Below are 17,855 nucleotides of genomic sequence, written 5' to 3' on the forward strand. Positions count from 1 at the left end.
ATAGGTGTTCTCTCCGGGGCGAGAGGTGGGGCCGGACATGAAGCCGTTGGCCCGCTACGCCGCGATCACAGGGTACGCCGACCTGTGCGCGTCGCTGGGCACGGATCCGACGCCACTGCTGCGCAGCGTCGGGCTCGATCCCGCCGGGTTGGGGCTGCCGGACCGGTGGATCCCCGCCGTCGCGATCGCCCGCCTGCTGGAACGCTCGGCCGCCGCGACCCGCTGCCCCGACTTCGCGCTGCGGCTCGTCGAGCGTCGGCGCTTTGCCAGCCTCGGCCCGGTGAGCCTGGTCATCCGGGAGGAACCCGACGTCCGCAGCGCGCTGAAGTTCCTGATGCGCTATCAGCACATGTACAACGAGGCTCTGCGGCTGCGGTTGGTCGAGGCAGAGGACGTGGCGACGATCCGGGTCGGGCTCGAGCTGGGCGAACCCGCCGACACCCGGCAGGCCACGGAACTGGCGATGGGGGTACTGCACGGGCTGTTACGCGATTTCCGCGGCGGCCGCTGGCAGCCCCTGGCGGTCTGCTTCACCCATTTCGCCCCCGAGGACACCAGCGCCCACCTCGAGGCGTTCGGCCCGATGGTCAAGTTCGACCAGGAGTTCTCCGGAATTGTCCTCTACACAAGCGATCTCGACGCTCCCAACGCCATGTCGGGTCCCTCGATCGGCCCGTATGCGCGCCAATTCCTCGACACCATCGACACCCGGCCCGAGGCGACGCCCGTCACCCGGGTCCGCGAGCTGATCGAACTGCTGCTGCCCACCGGGCGATGCTCGGTCGAGCAGGTCGCCCGCAGCCTCGGGGTCGACCGGCGCACCGTACACCGCCATCTCGCCGAGGCGGGGCAGAACTACACCGCGGTGCTCACCGCCACCCGCGTGGACCTGGCCGAACACCTCGTCGCCGGCCGTCGTTACTCGCTCACCGAGGTCGCCGATCTGCTCGGCTTCTCCTCGGCAAGCAACTTCTCCCGCTGGTTCAGCAACGAATTCGACTGCAGCCCAAGGCAATGGCGCGCTCAACACCGGACGGACACCGCCGTGCGGGCCGGGAACGCGCTGGTATGACACCGGCATCCGCGCGAACGCGGTGTCCCATATCGAATACACCGTGTCCCGATAGGGACAGTATGCCGTGCCGAATCCGGATACCGTGAGGTGCGTCGCAATTCAGGCCCTGCAGGGAGATTCCCGGCCGGGTCGGTGACCGTGGCCCGTTCGATCGCGGCGACGTTGATCCCGGCGAGCCGGTCACCGCGAAGTGTCCGTAATGCACCGACGTGGAACAGATCTCGGTCACCCACCGAGCCTGACGGACCCGACCCCACGTCGAATACCTCGACCGGGCCGGGATGCCCGGGCCGACATGACGAAGAAGGAGAGTGTGCAGCGTGCTGGATGCTACCGCGGCCGCGGAGTCCGACCGCAGGGATCCCGACCACGACACGTCGGGCGGAGCGGATACGCGGCCGGCCGCGGGCGTGGGGACCGGCCAGGCCGAGTCGGGCGGCCGAGGCGGAGACGGGCGCAGCGGCGGCCGCGGCACCCGGCTCAACGGGAAGGTCGCGCTCGAACGGGCGCGTGCATCGCTGCCCGGATTGGTGTTGTCTGCCGCCGCGGCGGCGGTGGCAGTTGTCGCGGCGCGCCTGTTGGGTGGGATCAGCCCTCTGCTGATCGCGATCCTGCTCGGCGCGGTGGTCGCGAATCTGGGAACGCTGCCGACGGTCTTCGAGCCGGGTGTGACCGTCGCCTCGCGGCGGCTGCTCCGTATCGGAGTCGCGCTGCTCGGTCTGCAACTGCTGCTGCCGAACGTGCTGGCACTGGGGTGGGGGACGCTCGCGGTGGTCGCTGCGGTGGTCGGCCTGGGCATCGCCGGGTCGATGGCGCTCGGGAAGTTGCTCGGGATCGGCTGGACGCAACGGCTGCTGATCGCGTGCAGTTTCTCAATCTGCGGTGCCGCGGCCGCGGCCGCGGTCGACGGCGTGGTGAACGCACGTAAGCGGGAACTGGTGACCACCATCGCGCTGGTCGTCGTCTTCGGCACCGTGATGATTCCGGCTCTTCCCGCGGCTGCGGCCGCCCTGGGTCTGGACTCGACACAGGCGGGAATGTGGGCCGGCGCGGCGATTCACGAGGTGGCGCAGGTGGTCGCGGCCGGCGGCGCGCTCGACGCGGGGTCGTCGGCCGCGGCGGTGGGCGGCGGTGCCCTGGCCATTGCAGTGACGGTCAAGCTGGCCCGGGTGGCGCTGCTGGCGCCGGTGGTCGCGTGGATCGGGGTGGCGTCACGACGCCGCACCGCCACGCCCACGCAGACGCGGCGACCGCCCTTGGTGCCGCTGTTCCTGGTCGGATTCCTCGCCTGCGTGGCGCTGCGGGCCACCGGTGTTCTCGGACCGGGGTGGCTCGACGCCGCGCGACTGACCCAGACCGCGCTGCTCACCGCCGCGATGTTCGCGCTCGGCACCGGGGTCCGGCTGTCCGTGTTGCGCGGTGTCGGGTGGCGGCCCTTCGCTCTCGCCGCCGCCTCGACGATCATCGTCGCCGCGACCGCGCTCACCGGGGTGCTGCTGGTCGGCTAGCCGGTATGTGGGCGCCGACCCGCCGACGACGAAGGCCCCGGCTGCGCGATGCGCGGTCCGGGGCCTTCGGGAGAGCCGATGACGGGAATCGAACCCGCGTATTCAGCTTGGGAAGCTGATGTTCTACCATTGAACTACATCGGCACGCTGGGCTTTTGCCGATTTCTCGGCTCCGTCCACGCTCGTCGCACACTGTAGCAGACTCCGCACGGACGACGTCACATCCACCCCGGAGCGTTCCGTTTCGAGGGGGAGGTTGTTGCGGCAAACGCCGAGTGGAGGCCTCCGGAACCACCCCCTCGTCGCCGGAAGCTCCCGCTCGCACCCGCCGCGACAGCGGCGCGTCGCACCCCCACACTGGGAGCATGAAGGCCACGGGGGAGCGGTCCGAGGCGTCCGAGCTGGCTCGGCTGCTGCTGGACGAGGTGGGCGCGGCGACCGGGGGCGTGCAGGCGATGCACCGCAGCATCTCCGACCGGGTGTTCGGGGCGGTCGCACTGGGCGTCGGGACGCCGGCGCTCGCGGTGAAGGCCGCGCACGACGCGATCGCCGACGGGGTCTATTCCGCGATCAGGGGTGCCGCCGCGGCGACGGGGAAGCTGGCCGCGCTCGGGCTCGCGGAGTCCACCGGCGACCGGTTGCCGTCGGAGAGCGTCCGCGGGGCGATGGCGATCGCCGCGGTCGAGGGCCTCATCGGCGACGTCCTCGAGGCCGAGGGCTCACCGCTGGCGCTGCCGATGTCGGTGCGGGTGGACAGCCGGGCCGTGCCACTCACGACCGAGGGCCTCGCCCGCGCGTTCCCGCACGCGACGGGCCGCGTGGTGGTGTTCGTCCACGGTCTGATGGAGACCGAGACGACGTGGCGGTTCGGCGGCCGCCGCACCTACGGCGAACGACTCGTCGACGATCTCGGCTGCACGTCCGTGTTCGTCCGCTACAACACGGGCCGGCGCATCTCCGCGAACGGTCGGGAGCTGTCGGCGCTGCTCGACGCGCTCGTGCGGGCGTGGCCGCGCAAGGTCGAGCAGCTCGCGTTGATCGGCCATTCCATGGGTGGGCTCGTCGCGCGCAGCGCCTGCTTCTACGGCACCGAGACCGATGCGGCGTGGACTCATCGTGTGCGCCATGTCGTTTCGCTCGGATCCCCGCATCTGGGGGCGCCGCTCGAGCAGGCGGTGCACTACGCGAGCGCCGCGCTCGTCGCAGTCCCGGAGCTGCGGCCGTTCGGGACGCTGCTGCGACGGCGCAGCGCCGGCATCCGCGACCTGAACCAGGGCGCCGTGGTGGACGAGGACTGGTCCGGTCGCGGCATCGACGACCTGCGCCGCGCCGTGTGCCGGGAGGTGCCCCTGCTCGACGGGGCGATGCACTGCTTCGTGTCGGCGACCCTGACGCGCAGCCCGGCTCATCCGCTGGGGCGGTTGCTCGGGGACGGACTCGTCCTGGTGCCGAGCGCGTCGGGGCACGGCCGGACCCGGCGCATCGGCTTCCGCATGGAGGACGGCATGCACCGGGCGCCGGCGCACCATCTGACGCTGCTCAACGACGACGAGGTCTACCGGCAGCTGCTGATGTGGCTGCGTACCGGCCCCGGAGGGGCTAGACCAGCGGACGGCCCGTCCGGATCCGCCGGCGCAGATCGGCCATGAGCAGCCGGTAGGGCGCTTCGCGCAGCGCCACCGGGAGCCGCGAGTTGACCGCCCCGAGGGTGCGCATGAGCCGGTCGAAGCGGCGCTGGTCGCGCGGGCTCCACGGCAGCCGCATCCGGTCGCGGAACATCGGCGGCAGGAAGCCGGCGGTGAGGAACAGGTTGAGCCGGCCGAACAGCAGCGACACCGGGCGGGGCAGGAACCGCATGGCGGCGATGGCGTAGAGATGGTCGCGCACGACGTCGTCGATGTCGACCTTGGCGAGCGCTTCGTTCCAGTACTCCTCGAACGCCTCGCGGTCGATCGGCCACATGTCGGGCTTGACCTGCAGGGTGGTGCCGAAGGTGGCGCCCTTGCGGTAGTACCACTCGACGGCCTCGGCCGGGATCGGTCCGTAGAGCGCGTGGTGCACGTCCTCGAAGCCGCGGTAGATGCACGCGGCCACCCACAGCTGCAGTTCGGGGTCGAAGGCGTTGTATTCGACCGGGCTCGCCTCGGTGGAGCGGACGTGGCGGTGGGCGGTGTTGACGGCGCGCCGGAAGAGCTGCTTCTCCTCGTCGGTGCCGGTGGCCGCGACCGCCAGGTAGGTGAGGGTGGTGCGGGTGCGTTTGATCGGATGGTCGAACAGCCGGCCGGAGGCGACACGGCTCTCGACGACGCCGTAGCCGACGCCGGGGTGGGACAGCTGCATGATGACGTTCGCCGCGCCGGCCATGAGGCCGAGGCCGTCCATGACGTCGTCGAACTCGGCAGGCTTCTCGAGGGTGGTCACGAGGTCGATCCCTTCGTCCGTCCTATATGTGAACACGACTGTAGTCACATATATGATCGGGGTAAAGAGCTCTCCTGAGAAGATGGACGGATGGTGACAGGACGGCTCTACGGGGGACGCGGGGGAGAACAGCGGCAGGCGGAACGGCGGGCGCAGCTCATCGAGGCCGGGCTCGACATCCTCGGCGGACCCGACGGCGATCACACCCTGTCCGTCCGCGGCGTGTGCAAGCGCACCGGCCTGGCCTCACGCTACTTCTACGAAAACTTCCCCGATCGCGACGAACTCACCGTCGCCGTGTACGACCACGTGATCCAGCGGATCGCCGAGAGCACCCTGCGCGCGGTCACGGAGGCACCGCGCGACGAACGGTCGGTGGTCCGGGCCGGCGTGGAGAACATCGTCCGCGAGGTCGCCGAGGACCCGCGCATGGGCCGGCTGATCTTCTCCGTCAGCCAGGCCAACCCCCAGCTGGTGAGCCGGCGACTCGAGTCGTCGCGCATGTTCGCCGGGCTGGTGACGGCGCAGGCGGTGGACTTCTTCGAGGTGAGCTCGACGCCCCGGCTCGACCTCGCGGCGCACTTCGTCGTCGGCGGCCTCGCACAGGTGCTCACGGCGTGGCTCGAGGGCGACAGCCCGCTGAGCCAGGACGAGGTGATCGAGGCCTGCACCGATTTCCTGCTCACGATGTCGTCGCAGGCCCGCTGACGCGACCGGCGGCGACGGACATCCGGCGCGGCTGACAACCTCGAGCGCTCTCGAGCCGCCCGGTGCGGGTTGTTAGCCTCTACCTCGTGCTGCTCTCCGATCGCGACATCCGCGCCGAGGTCGCCTCCGGGCGTCTCGGCATCGACCCCTTCGATGCGGCGATGGTGCAGCCGTCGAGCGTGGACGTACGGCTCGACAGCCTGTTCCGCGTCTTCAACAACACCCGCTACACGCACATCGACCCCGCGCAGCGCCAGGACGAGCTCACCTCGCTGGTGCAGGCCCCGCCCGGGGAGCCGTTCGTGCTGCACCCGGGCGAGTTCGTGCTCGGCTCGACGATGGAGACGTGCAGCCTGCCCGACGACCTCGCCGGCCGGCTCGAGGGCAAGTCGTCGCTCGGCCGCCTCGGGCTGCTCACCCACTCCACGGCCGGGTTCATCGACCCGGGCTTCAGCGGGCACATCACCCTCGAGCTCTCCAACGTCGCCAACCTGCCGATCACGCTGTGGCCGGGGATGAAGATCGGGCAGTTGTGCCTGTTCCGGCTGACCAGCCCGGCCGAGCACCCCTACGGCAGCGCCGCCGTCGGGTCGAAGTACCAGGGCCAGCGCGGCCCGACGCCGTCGAAGGCGTATCTCAACTTCGTGCGCGAACACCCCGACGCCCGCCCGAGCTGACCGGGCGGTTGTCGCGTCGAAGGGGCGGTTGCTGCGCTGGCCTCTCGCCGTTCGCCGCAACAGGCGCCCCCTCGACACGAGATCCTCCCGTTCAGCCGCCACTTCACAGTCCGGACCGCGATTTCCTGCCAGCGTTCGCACGGTGCCCGGCATAGTGTGAACGGGACAGGGGAGCCGGGTGCGTCCGTCCCGCGAACAGTTCGTCGATGCGGCACTGCGGTGCAGGAGGAGGCGGCCATGTACGGGTGCGAACGGATCGTCCCGGGCGGCGGACGCGGCCTCGGGGGTGTGCGATGACCGCAGCCCCGCATCCGGACGTCGCCGACCTCGTCCTCGCCGGCGGCGGGGTGAAGGGCATCGGCCTCGCCGGTGCCGTCGTGGCTCTGGCCGACGCCGGATACCGGCTCAACCGGGTGTCGGGCACGTCCGCGGGGGCGGTGGTCGGCGCCATCGTCGCGGCCGGATCGAAGGCCGGATGGACGGGCGAGCAGATGCGCGACGCCGTCTTCGGGATCAAGTACCGCAAGTTCCTCGACCCGGGGCCCGTCGAACGGATTCCCCTGCTGGGTCCCGCATTCGGGGTGCTCCGGGGGTCGGGGATCTACCAGGGCGACTACGCGCACGCCTGGATCCGGGACACGCTGAAGGACCTGGGCGTCAGCACCTTCGGGGATCTGCGGATGGAGGACGACGACATCCCGGAGGAGCGACGGTACCGGCTGGTGGTCACCGTCACGGACATCACGCGGGGCCTGCTGGTCCGGCTGCCGTGGGACTACCGGTCGGTCTACGGCCTCGATCCCGACGAGCAGTCGGTGGCCGACGCGGTGCGCGCGTCCATGTCGATCCCGTTCTATTTCCGGCCCGCGACGCTCACCGCCACGTCCGGGTTGACGTCGACACTGGTCGACGGCGGGCTGCTGTCGAACTTCCCGATCGACTCGCTCGACCGGATCGACACCGAGCAACCCCGCTGGCCCACCTTCGGCGTCACCGTGCTGCCGAACCTGCCCGCCGACAACGACAAGGTCCTCCCACCGCTGCGGCTGCTGCGTCCGTTCTCGGCCCTCGGCGACTCCCCGGAGCTGATCGAGGGCATCGTCACCACCGTGCTCGTCGGCCGCGACCAGGCCCACCTCAACCAGCCGTGGGTCAGCGCCCGCACGATCCGGGTCGACTCGACCGAGGTGGGGGTCCTCGACTTCCACCTCGACAAGTCCGAGATCGAGGCACAGTTCGCCAAGGGGTACGAGGCGGCGCAGGGGTTCCTGTCGACCTGGAACTGGGTGGAGTACGTCAAGCGCTACCGTTCCCACGGAAAGAGATGGTGATCCCATGACGGCGCCCGCAGACAGGATCGAATCACTCTTCGCTGCAACGAAGATCGGCGCCCTCGTCACGCTGAAGCGGGACGGGCGGCCGCAGCTCTCCAACATCGTGTACCACTACGACCCCGGCGCCCGGACGTTCTCGGTCTCCATCACCGACGGGCGGGCCAAGACCGCGAACATGCGCCGCGACCCGCGCGTGAGCCTGTATGTCAGCGCCGCCGACGGCTGGGCGTACGCGGTCGCGGAGGGCACCGCCGAACTGTCGCCCGTCGCGAAGGACCCGCACGACGACACCGTCGAGGAACTCGTCGCCCTGTATCGGGCGGTGCAGGGCGAACACCCGGACTGGGACGAGTTCCGGGACGCGATGGTCGCCGACCGCCGGCTCGTGCTGACGATGCGGGTCGAACGGTTCTACGGGATGGCCGGACCGACCGGCTGATCCGGACGATGGGGGAAGGCGATGCCGCGTGCGTCGACAACAGAATTCGCGGCCTCCACTGCGGGGAGGCAGTTCCTCCGCGCCTACGATGCCGTGCTCGCGAAGTGGCCGGCGGACGTCGGCGCAGTGACGGTCGAATCGGAATTCGGCACAACGCATATCAACGTCTGCGGCCGCGAGGACGCGCCGCCGGTCCTCCTGCTGCCCGGAGGGGGAGCGACGTCGACGGTGTGGTTCGCCAACGCCGCCGCGCTCGCCACCCGGTACCGGGTCCTGGCGGTGGATCCGATCGGTGACGTGGGACGGAGTGTCGCGCACGGAAAGCCGATGCGCAGCGTGGACGATCTGCTGTCGTGGCTCGACGGCATCGCGGCGACGCTCGGCCTGTCCTCGTTCCGGCTGGCCGGCCACTCGTACGGGGCGATGATCGCGCTCGCCTACGCGCTCGAACGCCCCGAGCGGATCTCGAACATAGTGTTGCTCGATCCGAATTCGTGCTTCGCCGGGATGCGCGCACAGTACCTCGCCCGCGCGATCCCCCTGCTACTCCGGCCGAGCGGCCACCGCCAGCGCAGCTTCCTCGCGTGGGAGACCGGCGGCCGGCCCCTCGACGCGGACTGGCTGAACCTCGCCGCCCAGGGCGCCGAGCACTTCCCGGCGGCGAAGCTGGTCGTCCCGAAACGCCCCGCACGTCCCACCCTCGCCGGTCTCGCGGTCGACACGACGGTGATTCTCGCGGCCGGCAGCAAGATCCACGACAGCGCGCGGGTGGCGGCCGCGGTCGCGGCGACGAGCTCGCGGCTGCGGCCGGTGATCGTCGAGGGAGCAACGCACCACACGATGCCCATGGTCCCGGCCGCGGAGGTGAATTCCACCCTTCTCGGCACGCTCGGCTGACCACCTGTTCCCGCACGGTCTCGTTCAGTGGGAACGGCGATGTGCGGCATGTCACAAGCCCCTACGTTCGGTCGGTAACAGGCCGTGCGCATCGACGTCCGTCCTGAAATCGACTGTGCGCGCGAGCGCTTCGAGGAAGGGGCGAGATGCCGGTCGCAACGGGCAGGTTTTCCATCCGGCGGTGGACGGCCGCCCTCGGGACGTGCGCGGTGCTGGCGGCCGCATGCGGCTCCGAGGTGTCCGAGCACTCGGGGGTCGCCGACCCGACGATCCCCCTGCGCTACGCGACGGTCTTCGGTGCGTCCTCCTTCGACCCCCACAAGACGAAGATCACCAGTGACGCCACGATGCTCAACCTGGTCTACGACCGGCTCGTGCACCGCGACGTCGATGCGCAACCCGTCTCCGGCCTGGCCGAATCATGGGAGCTGACGGACGAGTCCCTCACGCTGCATCTGCGCGAGGGGGTGAGCTTCGCCGACGGATCCCCGGTGGACGCGGCCGCCGTCCAGGCCAACCTGAACCGCGCACTCGAACCGGACTCGGTGACGGCGCCGATGCTCGCCGGGGTCACCGGCATCACGACCCCCGACGATCGCACCGTCGTGCTCGCGCTGGACCGGCCCGGCGCCCAGCTCGTCCTCGCGCTGTCCGACCTGGCCGGGATGATCGTCGACCCCGACGCATTCGGAACCCCGGAGAAGAACGCCGCGCTGGCGCTCACCCCGGCCGGTGCCGGCCGCTACACGGTCACCCGCGCGCAGCCGGGCGCCGAGTACGAGTTCGCCGCGCGGCCCGGCTACTGGGATCCCGACGCGGTCCGCACCGACAGCGTGGTGTGGACCGTGATGACCGATCCGCAGGCCCGGCTCAACGCCGTGTCCTCCGGAGACCTGGACGCCGCCATCACCACGCCACTGACCATCGATGCCGCCGAGCAGCAGGGCCTTCGGGTCGAGACGGCGCTGCGGCTCGACCACATGGCCATCAACCTCAACCGGTCGCGCGGGGAGTTCGGCAAGCCGGAGGTGCGGCAGGCGCTGGCGTACGCGATCGACCGGCAGTCCATCGCCGACACCGCGATGGAGGGCCACGCCGAGGCCGCGACGCAGAACTTCCCGAAGGACTACTTCGCCTACGAGCCCGACCTGGCCGGAGCCTACCCGTACGACCCCGACAGGGCGCGGGAGCTCCTGGCACAGGCGGGACTGCCGAACGGGTTCTCCTTCACTGCGATCCTGCTCAACCTGCCCGAGAACGTGCAGGTGGCCCAGATCGTGCAGCAACAGCTCGCCGAGGTCGGCATCGACATGCAGTTGAAGCCGATGCCGCCGTCCGAAGCCTCCCCGACGTTCAACCGCGGGGACGCCGACGCCGTCGTCACCACCTTCACCGGCCGGTCCGATCCCGCCCTGCTGTTCTCCTCGCTGTACGGGGCGGAGTCTCCGCAGAACCCGTCCCGCAGCACGGCCCCCGGATTCCAGGAGGCCCTGGATGCGGCCAACCGCGAGTCCGATCCGCAGGCGCGCGCCGGCAAGCTCGGCAACGTGTCGAAGCTGGTCAGCGACAACGCGCTCGCGATCCCGCTGGTGTTCTTCGAGCTCGGCTCCACCCTGACCGATCAGGTCGTGGGCTACGAACCCACCCTGCTCGTCGACGAGTGGCGCGGCGTCGGCGTCGCCGCCCCGTGAACCCCTCGACGACCCGAACCCCCCGAGGAATCTGATGTTTCACAGATCGATGAAGGCCGCCCTGTCCGTGCTCGCCGTCGCCGTCGCGGTGGCCGGGTGCGGCAGTTCCGCGGCGACGGACGCCGCGCAGACCGTCGACCCGAACGCGACGTTGCGCTATGCCACCACCTACGGTGCGTCGTCGTTCGACCCGCACAAGACGAGGATCACCAGCGACTCGATCATGCTCAACCTGGTCTACGACCGGTTGGTGCACCGTGATCGGGACGCGAATCCGATTCCCGGGCTGGCCGAATCGTGGGAGTTCGCCGACGACGGGTCCACCCTGACGCTGCGCCTGCGGCAGGACGTGACGTTCTCCGACGGCACCCCGTTCGACGCCTCCGCGGTGATGGCCAACCTCGAACGGGCGATGCAGCCCGACTCGATCACCGCCGCCATGCTCGCCGGCGTCGCCGCCGTCGAGGCCCCCGACCCGCAGACCGTGGTCCTGCGACTCGACGGCCCGGGCGGGCAACTCGTGCTCACCCTCTCCGATCTGCCCGGAATGATGGTCAACCCCAACGCGTTCGGCACCCCCGACAAGGACGCCGCCCTGGTGCTGACCCCCGCCGGCACCGGACGCTACACCGTCGCGCACGCACAGCCCGGTGCGCAGTACGAGTTCGTCGCCCGGGACGGCTACTGGGATCCGGAGGCGGTGCAGGCCCGCGCCTTCGAGTGGATCGTGATGACCGATCCGCAGACCCGGGTGAGCGCGGTGGCCTCCGGTCAGCTCGACGCCGCGATCGCCACCCCGCTGTCCGTCGACCCGGCCGAACAACAGGGCCTCGAGTCGCACGTGCAGACCACCCTCAACAACTACGTGCTCAACCTCAACCGGACCCGCAGCGAGTTCGGGAACCTCGAAGTGCGGCAGGCACTCGCCCACGCCGTCGACCGGGAGGCCGTCGTCGAGACCGCACTCGAAGGTCACGGCGAGGCCGCCAGCCAGAACTTCCCCTCCGGGTACTTCGCGCACAACGCCGCCCTCGACGGCCAGTACGCGTTCGACCCCGAACGCGCGAAGGCCCTGCTCGCACAGGCCGGTGTGCCGAACGGATTCTCGTTCGTCGCCGGCGCGTCGAACCTGCCGGAGAACCAGCTCATCGCGCAGATCATGCAGGAACAGCTGGCGCGGGTGGGGATCACGATGGAGATCCGGTCGATGACGCCGACCGACCTCAATCCCGCATTCAACCGCGGCGAGCTCGACGCCATCCTCACCACCCTGACCGGTCGCGCCGAACCGTCGCTGCTGCTGACCTCGTACTACGGGCAGGACTCGCCGCAGAACCCGTCGCACGACGATATCCTCGGCTTCCGGACGGCGATGGAAGCAGCCAACCGGGCCACCGATCCCGGCGAACGTGCCGCCCTGCTCGGGGAGGTGAACGCGGTGGTGATGGATCACGCCGCGATGTTGCCCGTCGCGTTCGCCGACCTGGGTGCGATCACCTCCGGCACCGTCGTCGGCTACGAGCCGAGCCGGGTGCTCGACGAGTGGCGCGGCGTCGGGGTGGCCGCGCCGTAACACCCGTCTTCCTCCCACCCCGCGTCCCGTCTCCATCCCACGCCGAGAATCGGAGAACATCATGGCCCGTCGTACGAGACTCGCCCTGGGCGCCGCGCTGGCCGTCGCGCTCCTCGCCGGGTGCGGGTCCGCCGGCACCGCGACGTCGGACGCCGTCGACCCCCAGGCGACGCTGCGGTACGCCACCACCTACGGGGCGTCGTCCTTCGATCCGCACAAGACCCGGGTCGCGCAGGACAACATCATGCTGACCCAGGTGTACGACCGGCTGGTGCACCGCGACCGGGACGCGAACCCGATTCCGGGACTGGCCGAGTCGTGGGAGTTCTCCGACGACGGCCGCACCCTCACCTTCCACCTGCGGGAGGGACTGCAGTTCCAGGACGGCACCCCGCTGGACGCACAGGCGGTCAAGGCCAACCTCGAACGCGCCCAGGAGCCGGACTCGATCACCACGACGATGCTCGCTCCGGTCGAGGCGATCGAGACCCCCGACCCCACCACGGTGGTGCTGCGGTTGACCGGACCCGGCACACAACTCGTCCTGACCCTGTCCGATCTGCCCGGAATGATGGTCAGCCCGAATGCGTTCGGCACGCCGGAGAAGGACGCCGCCCTGGTGCTGCGACCCGTCGGCGCGGGCCGGTACATCGTCGCCGACGCCCAGCCCGGCGCATCGTACGACTTCGTGGCCTGGGACGGCTACTGGGATCCGGAGTCGGTGACCGCCGGACGCTTCGAATGGGAGGTCGTCACCGACCCACAGACCCGCATCAACGCGATGGCGTCGGGCGAACTCGACATCGCGATGGCCACGCCGCTCTCGATCGACCCCGCCGCCGCACAGGGCCTGGACTCGCAGGTGCAGACCAGCCTGAACCACTACGTCCTGCACTTCAACCGCACCCGAAGCGAATTCGGCAATGTCGACGTGCGCCGGGCGCTGAGCACCGCGATCGACCGGCAGGCTCTTGTCGACTCCGCCCTCGAAGGTCACGGCGAGGCGGCCAGCCAGAACTTCCCGCAGGGCTACTTCGCCTACAACCCGGAACTGGCCGACCGCTACGCCTACGAGGAGCGGGCCGCCCGCGAGACGCTCGCGGCCGCCGGCCTGCCCGACGGGTTCACGTTCACCGCCGGGGTGATGAACCTGCCCGAGAACGAGCGGATCGCGCAGATCGTCCAGCAGCAGCTCGACGCGATCGGGGTCACCATGCAGATCCGCCTGCTCAGCCCGGCCGAGATGTCACCGGTCTTCAACCGGGGGGAGCTCGACGCCGTGCTCACCACCTTCTCCGGACGCGCCGATCCGTCGCTGCTGCTGGCCACCTACTTCGCCCCGGATTCGCCGCAGAACCCGTCGCACGACGTCACTCCCGGCTTCGCGGAGGCCCTGGCCGCCGCGAACGCCGAACCGGACCAGCAGACCCGGGGACGGCTCATCGGCGACGTCTCCGCCACGGTCGTGGACCAGGCACTGATGATCCCCCTGGCCTTCGCCGACCTCGGCGCCACCCTCACCGACCGGGTCGTCGGATACCAGCCGTACCGCGCATTGGACGAATGGGGAGGGATCGGCCTCACGGCCGCCGAATGACCGCTGCGGCAGCGCCCCGAGCGACACCTCGAGAGATGTAAAGGACCGGCAGGATGCTTCGATTGATCGGCCAACGGCTGCTCGCGGTGCTACCGCTGCTGCTGATCGCCACCGCCATCACGTTCGGCCTGATATTCCTGATCCCGGGCGATCCAGCCCATCGGATCGCCGGGGAGAGCGCGACACCGCAGCAGATCGAGGCGGTGCGCGTGGATCTCGGCCTCGATCAGCCCGTCGTCGTGCAGTATCTCGACTTCCTCGGCGGTCTGGCGCGAGGTGACCTGGGGACGAGCTTCACCTATCAGGCCCCCGTGCTCGAGATGATCGTCGACCGGCTGCCGGTGACCGTGTCGTTGACCCTCGTGTCGGTGCTGGTCGCGCTGGCAGTGGGTATTCCGGCCGGCATCATCGGCGGCAGCCGCCCCGGCAGCTGGCAGGACCGGACCACCAGCCTCGGGTCCACGCTGGGCGTCGCGACACCGAACTTCGTGCTCGGTCTCATCCTGGTGCTGGTGTTCTCCCTGCAGTTGAAGGCACTCCCCGCGACCGGGTACACACCGCTCGCAAAGGGGCTGTGGCCGTGGCTCAGCCACCTGCTGCTCCCGGCGATCGCGCTGGGACTGGCTGCCGCGGCCGAGATCGCCCGCCAGTTGCGCAGTTCCATGATCGACGTGATGCAGCAGGACTACGTCCGCACCGCCACGGCCAAGGGGCTCGGGCGACGTGCCGTCCTGTGGAAGCACGCCCTCAAGAATGCGTTCATCCCCACCGCGACGGTGCTCGGCATGCAGATCGCCTTCCTGCTCGGCGGCACGGCGGTCATCGAGTCGGTGTTCGGGCTCAAGGGACTCGGGGACTTCGCCGTGCAGGCCGTGCTGTCCGGCGACCTGCCCGCCATCCAGGGCGTGGTGATCTTCGGTGTCTTCGCGACGGTCGTGATGAGCCTGCTCGTCGACATCTCGTACGGCTACCTCAACCCCCGGACCAGGAGCGCCGCATGAGCGAAACCATCACGCTGCCGAAGACCGCCGAGGATGCGTCCCCGGTTGTCGTCGAATCCCCGCGCCGCCGGTTCCTGCGCCGGTTCCGTGGCCGCCGCGCAGCCGTCGCGGCGGCCGTGTTCCTGACGCTGATCACGGTGCTGGGTCTCGCCGCGCCGCTGATCGCGCCGCATGATCCGCTGGTGCAGGAACTGACGGCGCGCCGGCTGCCGCCGCTGAGCGAGGGCTATCTGCTCGGCACGGACAACCTCGGCCGGGACACGCTGTCGCGGTTGCTCTACGGCGCGCGGGTCGCCGTCTCGGCCGCGGCGATCTCGGTGTCGGTGGGGCTGGCGTTCGGCGTGATCCCCGCGCTGACGGCGGGGTTTCTCGGCGGCCGCTGGGACGCGCTGCTGTCCCGGATCGCCGACGCCTTCCTCAGCTTCCCGCCGCTGCTGCTGGCGATGGCGATCGTCGGCGTCATGGGGCCGAATCTCACCAACGCGATGATTGCCATCGGAATCGTCTTCGGGCCCAGGTTCTTCCGCGTGGTGCGCGGCGCGGTGATCGCGGTGCGGGAGAACACCTTCGTCGAGGCGTCCCGCAGCATCGGCACCCCGACCGCGTGGATCGTGCGCAAGCACATCCTTCCGCACACCCTGTCCCCGCTGATCGTGCAGGTCAGTCTCGCCTGCGGCTTCGCCATGCTCGCCGAATCCTCGCTGAGTTTCCTCGGCCTCGGGGTCCAGCCGCCCGACCCGAGTTGGGGGCGGATGCTCGCCGAGGGACGCGAGGCCTGGAACTACACCGCCTGGCCCGTCCTGATTCCCGCCGTCGCCATCGTCCTTGCCGTACTGGCCTGCAACACCCTCGGTGACGGCATCCGCGATTCGGTGGGCCGCGAGAACCGGAGCGAACGATGATCGAACCACTGCTGAGCGTCGACGGCCTCGGCGTCGAGTTCGCCACCGCGTCCGGCTGGACGCCGGTCCTGCAGGACGTGTCCTTCGACGTCGCGGCCGGCGAACTGGTCGGGCTGGTCGGGGAGTCGGGCTCCGGCAAGTCCGTCACGTGTTCCTCGGTGCTGCGGCTGCTGCCGCCCCGGCAGTCCCGAACGGTCGCCGGCAGCATCCGGTTCCAGGGACGGGACCTGCTGACCATGCCTGCTCGCGAACTGGAGTCCGTGCGCGGCAACGACATCGCCATGATCTTCCAGGAGCCGATGACCAGCCTGAACCCGGTGTTCACGGTCGGTGACCAGATCACCGAGGTGGTGCGCCGGCACCGCCGCATGAGCCGGAAGGACGCCACGGCCCGGGCCGTGGAGGTACTCGACCTCGTCGGAATCCCGAATGCCGCACGCCGGGTCCGGCAGTATCCGCACGAGTTCTCCGGGGGCATGCGGCAGCGGGTGATGATCGCGATGGCCCTGGCGTGCGAGCCGAAACTGCTCGTCGCCGACGAACCCACCACCGCGCTCGACGTCACCATCCAGGCACAGGTGCTCGATCTGATCCGCGAGATGGCCGGACGATTCGGCATGGGGGTGCTGTTCGTGACCCACGACCTCGGCGTGGTCGCCGACCTGTGCACGGAGGTGGTGGTGATGTATGCGGGACAGGTGATCGAACGGGCCCGCACCGAGGCGCTCTACGCGGCGCCCCGGCATCCGTACACCGAGGGCCTGCTGCGATCGGTGCCCGACATCGGCGGCCGGACGGACCTGCACACCATCCCCGGCTCACCACCGCCGCCCGGCTCGATCCCCGTCGGCTGCCGGTTCGCACCGCGCTGCGCGCACCGGGCCGACGAGTGCGCCGTCGACGTGCCGCTGCGGCCGGTCGGCGACGACCGCGTATCGCGCTGCGCGCGGGTGACCGATCTGATCCTGGAGGGAACCTCATGACTGTGGACGTCGTCGAATCGGCCGCGAGCGCACCGCTGCTCAGCGTGCGGGGCCTGCGGGTCGAGTTCCCCGTCCGGGGCCGGATGTCGCGTAAGAAGCGGACGATCCGCGCGGTGGACGGGGTCGGCTTCGACATCCGGCCCGGCGAGACCTTCGCCCTGGTCGGGGAATCCGGATCCGGAAAATCCACCACCGCCCGCGGCATCCTGCGGCTGGTCGACGTCGCCGCCGGCTCGGTGGTCCTCGACGGCGTCGACATCACCACGCTGAACCGGTCGGAACTGCGGGATGCGCGGCGCAACATGCAGATGGTGTTCCAGGACCCGTACTCCTCGCTGGATCCGTCGCGCACGGTCGGGGACGCCATCGCCGAACCGCTCGAGGTGCACACCGACCTGGACGCCGAGGCTCGGCGTCGGAAGGTGCGCCGCCTGCTCGAACAGGTGGGGTTGCGGCCTGAGCACGCCGAGCGATACCCCTACGAGTTCTCCGGCGGCCAGCGTCAGCGCATCGCCATCGCCCGGGCCATCGCGGTGGAGCCGAGGCTGGTGATCGCCGACGAGGCGGTGAGTGCCCTCGACGTGTCCACCCAGAACCAGGTCATCGCGCTGCTCGAGGAGCTGTCCGCCGAGCTGGGCATCGCATATCTGTTCATCGCCCACGACCTGGCCGTGGTCCGGCACATCGCCCACACCACGGCGGTGATGTACCTGGGCCGGATCGTGGAGTGGGGGCCGTCGGAACGGCTGTTCACCGAGCCCGCGCATCCATACACGCAGGCGCTGCTGTCCGCGGTGCCCGTCCCGGACCCCGTGCGGCAACGCACCCGCGTACGGATCCGGCTCGACGGCGAGCTGCCCGACCCGGCGAATCCCCCGGCCGGATGTGCGTTCAGCTCCCGCTGCCCGCAGGTGATGCCGGTGTGCCGGGAACGCCGACCGGAGACCACCGAGGTGCCCGGCGGCGGGCAGGTGGCCTGCCACCTCGCGTGACGCGTTCGGCGGTGCGACGATCACGCGGCCGGCGAACCCCGGAACTCTCTTCCTCCA

At 70.2% G+C, this 17,855-nt stretch carries 16 protein-coding genes and 1 tRNA gene; 15 read left to right on the forward strand and 2 right to left on the reverse strand.

What is annotated here, in order from left to right; genetic code table 11:
- Nucleotides 1-37: 37 nt before the first annotated feature.
- Both A4U64_RS03000 and A4U64_RS03005 read left to right on the forward strand, forming a co-directional pair.
- Entirely contained in the window at nt 38-1,072 is a 1,035-nt protein-coding gene (locus A4U64_RS03000; RefSeq protein ID WP_065922126.1) for an AraC family transcriptional regulator, read from the forward strand.
- A gap of 314 nt (nt 1,073-1,386) precedes the next feature.
- Entirely contained in the window at nt 1,387-2,583 is a 1,197-nt protein-coding gene (locus tag A4U64_RS03005; protein ID WP_029545801.1) for a YeiH family protein, read from the forward strand.
- Between the two features lie 73 nt (nt 2,584-2,656).
- Here the strand turns inward: A4U64_RS03005 and A4U64_RS03010 are convergent.
- Nucleotides 2,657-2,727 (reverse strand) — tRNA-Gly (locus tag A4U64_RS03010).
- Between the two features lie 221 nt (nt 2,728-2,948).
- On the opposite strand from A4U64_RS03010, the gene A4U64_RS03015 reads away from it, so the two are divergent.
- Nucleotides 2,949-4,232, forward strand: coding sequence for an esterase/lipase family protein (locus A4U64_RS03015; protein WP_043798456.1), 1,284 nt, complete (start codon nt 2,949-2,951; stop codon nt 4,230-4,232).
- Here the strand turns inward: A4U64_RS03015 and A4U64_RS03020 are convergent.
- Nucleotides 4,183-5,004, reverse strand: a complete 822-nt coding sequence (locus A4U64_RS03020) for an oxygenase MpaB family protein (protein WP_084648583.1) — start codon at nt 5,002-5,004, stop codon at nt 4,183-4,185. The genes A4U64_RS03015 and A4U64_RS03020 overlap by 50 nt on opposite strands.
- Before the next feature lie 90 nt (nt 5,005-5,094).
- On the opposite strand from A4U64_RS03020, the gene A4U64_RS03025 reads away from it, so the two are divergent.
- The 12 genes from A4U64_RS03025 (at nt 5,095) to A4U64_RS03080 (ending at nt 17,798) form a co-directional block, all read left to right on the forward strand.
- Complete coding sequence (locus tag A4U64_RS03025) at nt 5,095-5,712, forward strand: TetR/AcrR family transcriptional regulator (protein WP_006947584.1); 618 nt, start codon at nt 5,095-5,097, stop codon at nt 5,710-5,712.
- 86 nt (nt 5,713-5,798) lie between these two features.
- Nucleotides 5,799-6,389 (forward strand): dCTP deaminase, encoded by a 591-nt coding sequence (gene dcd, locus A4U64_RS03030; RefSeq protein ID WP_006947585.1) that lies wholly within the window; start codon nt 5,799-5,801, stop codon nt 6,387-6,389.
- Nucleotides 6,390-6,682: 293 nt separating this feature from the next.
- Nucleotides 6,683-7,720, forward strand: a complete 1,038-nt coding sequence (locus A4U64_RS03035; protein WP_006947586.1) for a patatin-like phospholipase family protein — start codon at nt 6,683-6,685, stop codon at nt 7,718-7,720.
- A 4-nt stretch (nt 7,721-7,724) separates the two neighbouring features.
- Complete coding sequence (locus A4U64_RS03040) at nt 7,725-8,162, forward strand: PPOX class F420-dependent oxidoreductase (RefSeq protein ID WP_006947587.1); 438 nt, start codon at nt 7,725-7,727, stop codon at nt 8,160-8,162.
- Nucleotides 8,163-8,183: 21 nt separating this feature from the next.
- The gene (locus tag A4U64_RS03045; protein ID WP_043798450.1) at nt 8,184-9,059 is read left to right on the forward strand and encodes an alpha/beta hydrolase; all 876 of its coding nucleotides are present in this window, start codon (nt 8,184-8,186) and stop codon (nt 9,057-9,059) included.
- A 146-nt stretch (nt 9,060-9,205) separates the two neighbouring features.
- Nucleotides 9,206-10,750 carry an ABC transporter substrate-binding protein gene (locus A4U64_RS03050; RefSeq protein WP_065922127.1) on the forward strand — a complete coding sequence of 515 codons (1,545 nt, stop codon included), beginning with the start codon at nt 9,206-9,208 and terminating at the stop codon, nt 10,748-10,750.
- 49 nt (nt 10,751-10,799) lie between these two features.
- Complete coding sequence (locus A4U64_RS03055) at nt 10,800-12,323, forward strand: ABC transporter substrate-binding protein (protein ID WP_050035824.1); 1,524 nt, start codon at nt 10,800-10,802, stop codon at nt 12,321-12,323.
- A gap of 61 nt (nt 12,324-12,384) precedes the next feature.
- Nucleotides 12,385-13,920 carry an ABC transporter substrate-binding protein gene (locus A4U64_RS03060; protein WP_006945902.1) on the forward strand — a complete coding sequence of 512 codons (1,536 nt, stop codon included), beginning with the start codon at nt 12,385-12,387 and terminating at the stop codon, nt 13,918-13,920.
- Between the two features lie 53 nt (nt 13,921-13,973).
- Nucleotides 13,974-14,921 (forward strand): ABC transporter permease, encoded by a 948-nt coding sequence (locus A4U64_RS03065; RefSeq protein WP_006945898.1) that lies wholly within the window; start codon nt 13,974-13,976, stop codon nt 14,919-14,921.
- Nucleotides 14,918-15,823 carry an ABC transporter permease gene (locus tag A4U64_RS03070; protein ID WP_065922128.1) on the forward strand — a complete coding sequence of 302 codons (906 nt, stop codon included), beginning with the start codon at nt 14,918-14,920 and terminating at the stop codon, nt 15,821-15,823. Before A4U64_RS03065 ends, A4U64_RS03070 begins: the two co-directional genes overlap by 4 nt.
- Nucleotides 15,820-16,806 carry an ABC transporter ATP-binding protein gene (locus tag A4U64_RS03075; protein ID WP_050035822.1) on the forward strand — a complete coding sequence of 329 codons (987 nt, stop codon included), beginning with the start codon at nt 15,820-15,822 and terminating at the stop codon, nt 16,804-16,806. Before A4U64_RS03070 ends, A4U64_RS03075 begins: the two co-directional genes overlap by 4 nt.
- A gap of 2 nt (nt 16,807-16,808) precedes the next feature.
- The gene (locus A4U64_RS03080; RefSeq protein WP_065922129.1) at nt 16,809-17,798 is read left to right on the forward strand and encodes an ABC transporter ATP-binding protein; all 990 of its coding nucleotides are present in this window, start codon (nt 16,809-16,811) and stop codon (nt 17,796-17,798) included.
- Nucleotides 17,799-17,855: the final 57 nt, after the last annotated feature.

The sequence above is a fragment of the Rhodococcus sp. WB1 genome (genome assembly GCF_001700945.1).
Lineage (GTDB): Bacteria > Actinomycetota > Actinomycetes > Mycobacteriales > Mycobacteriaceae > Rhodococcus > Rhodococcus aetherivorans.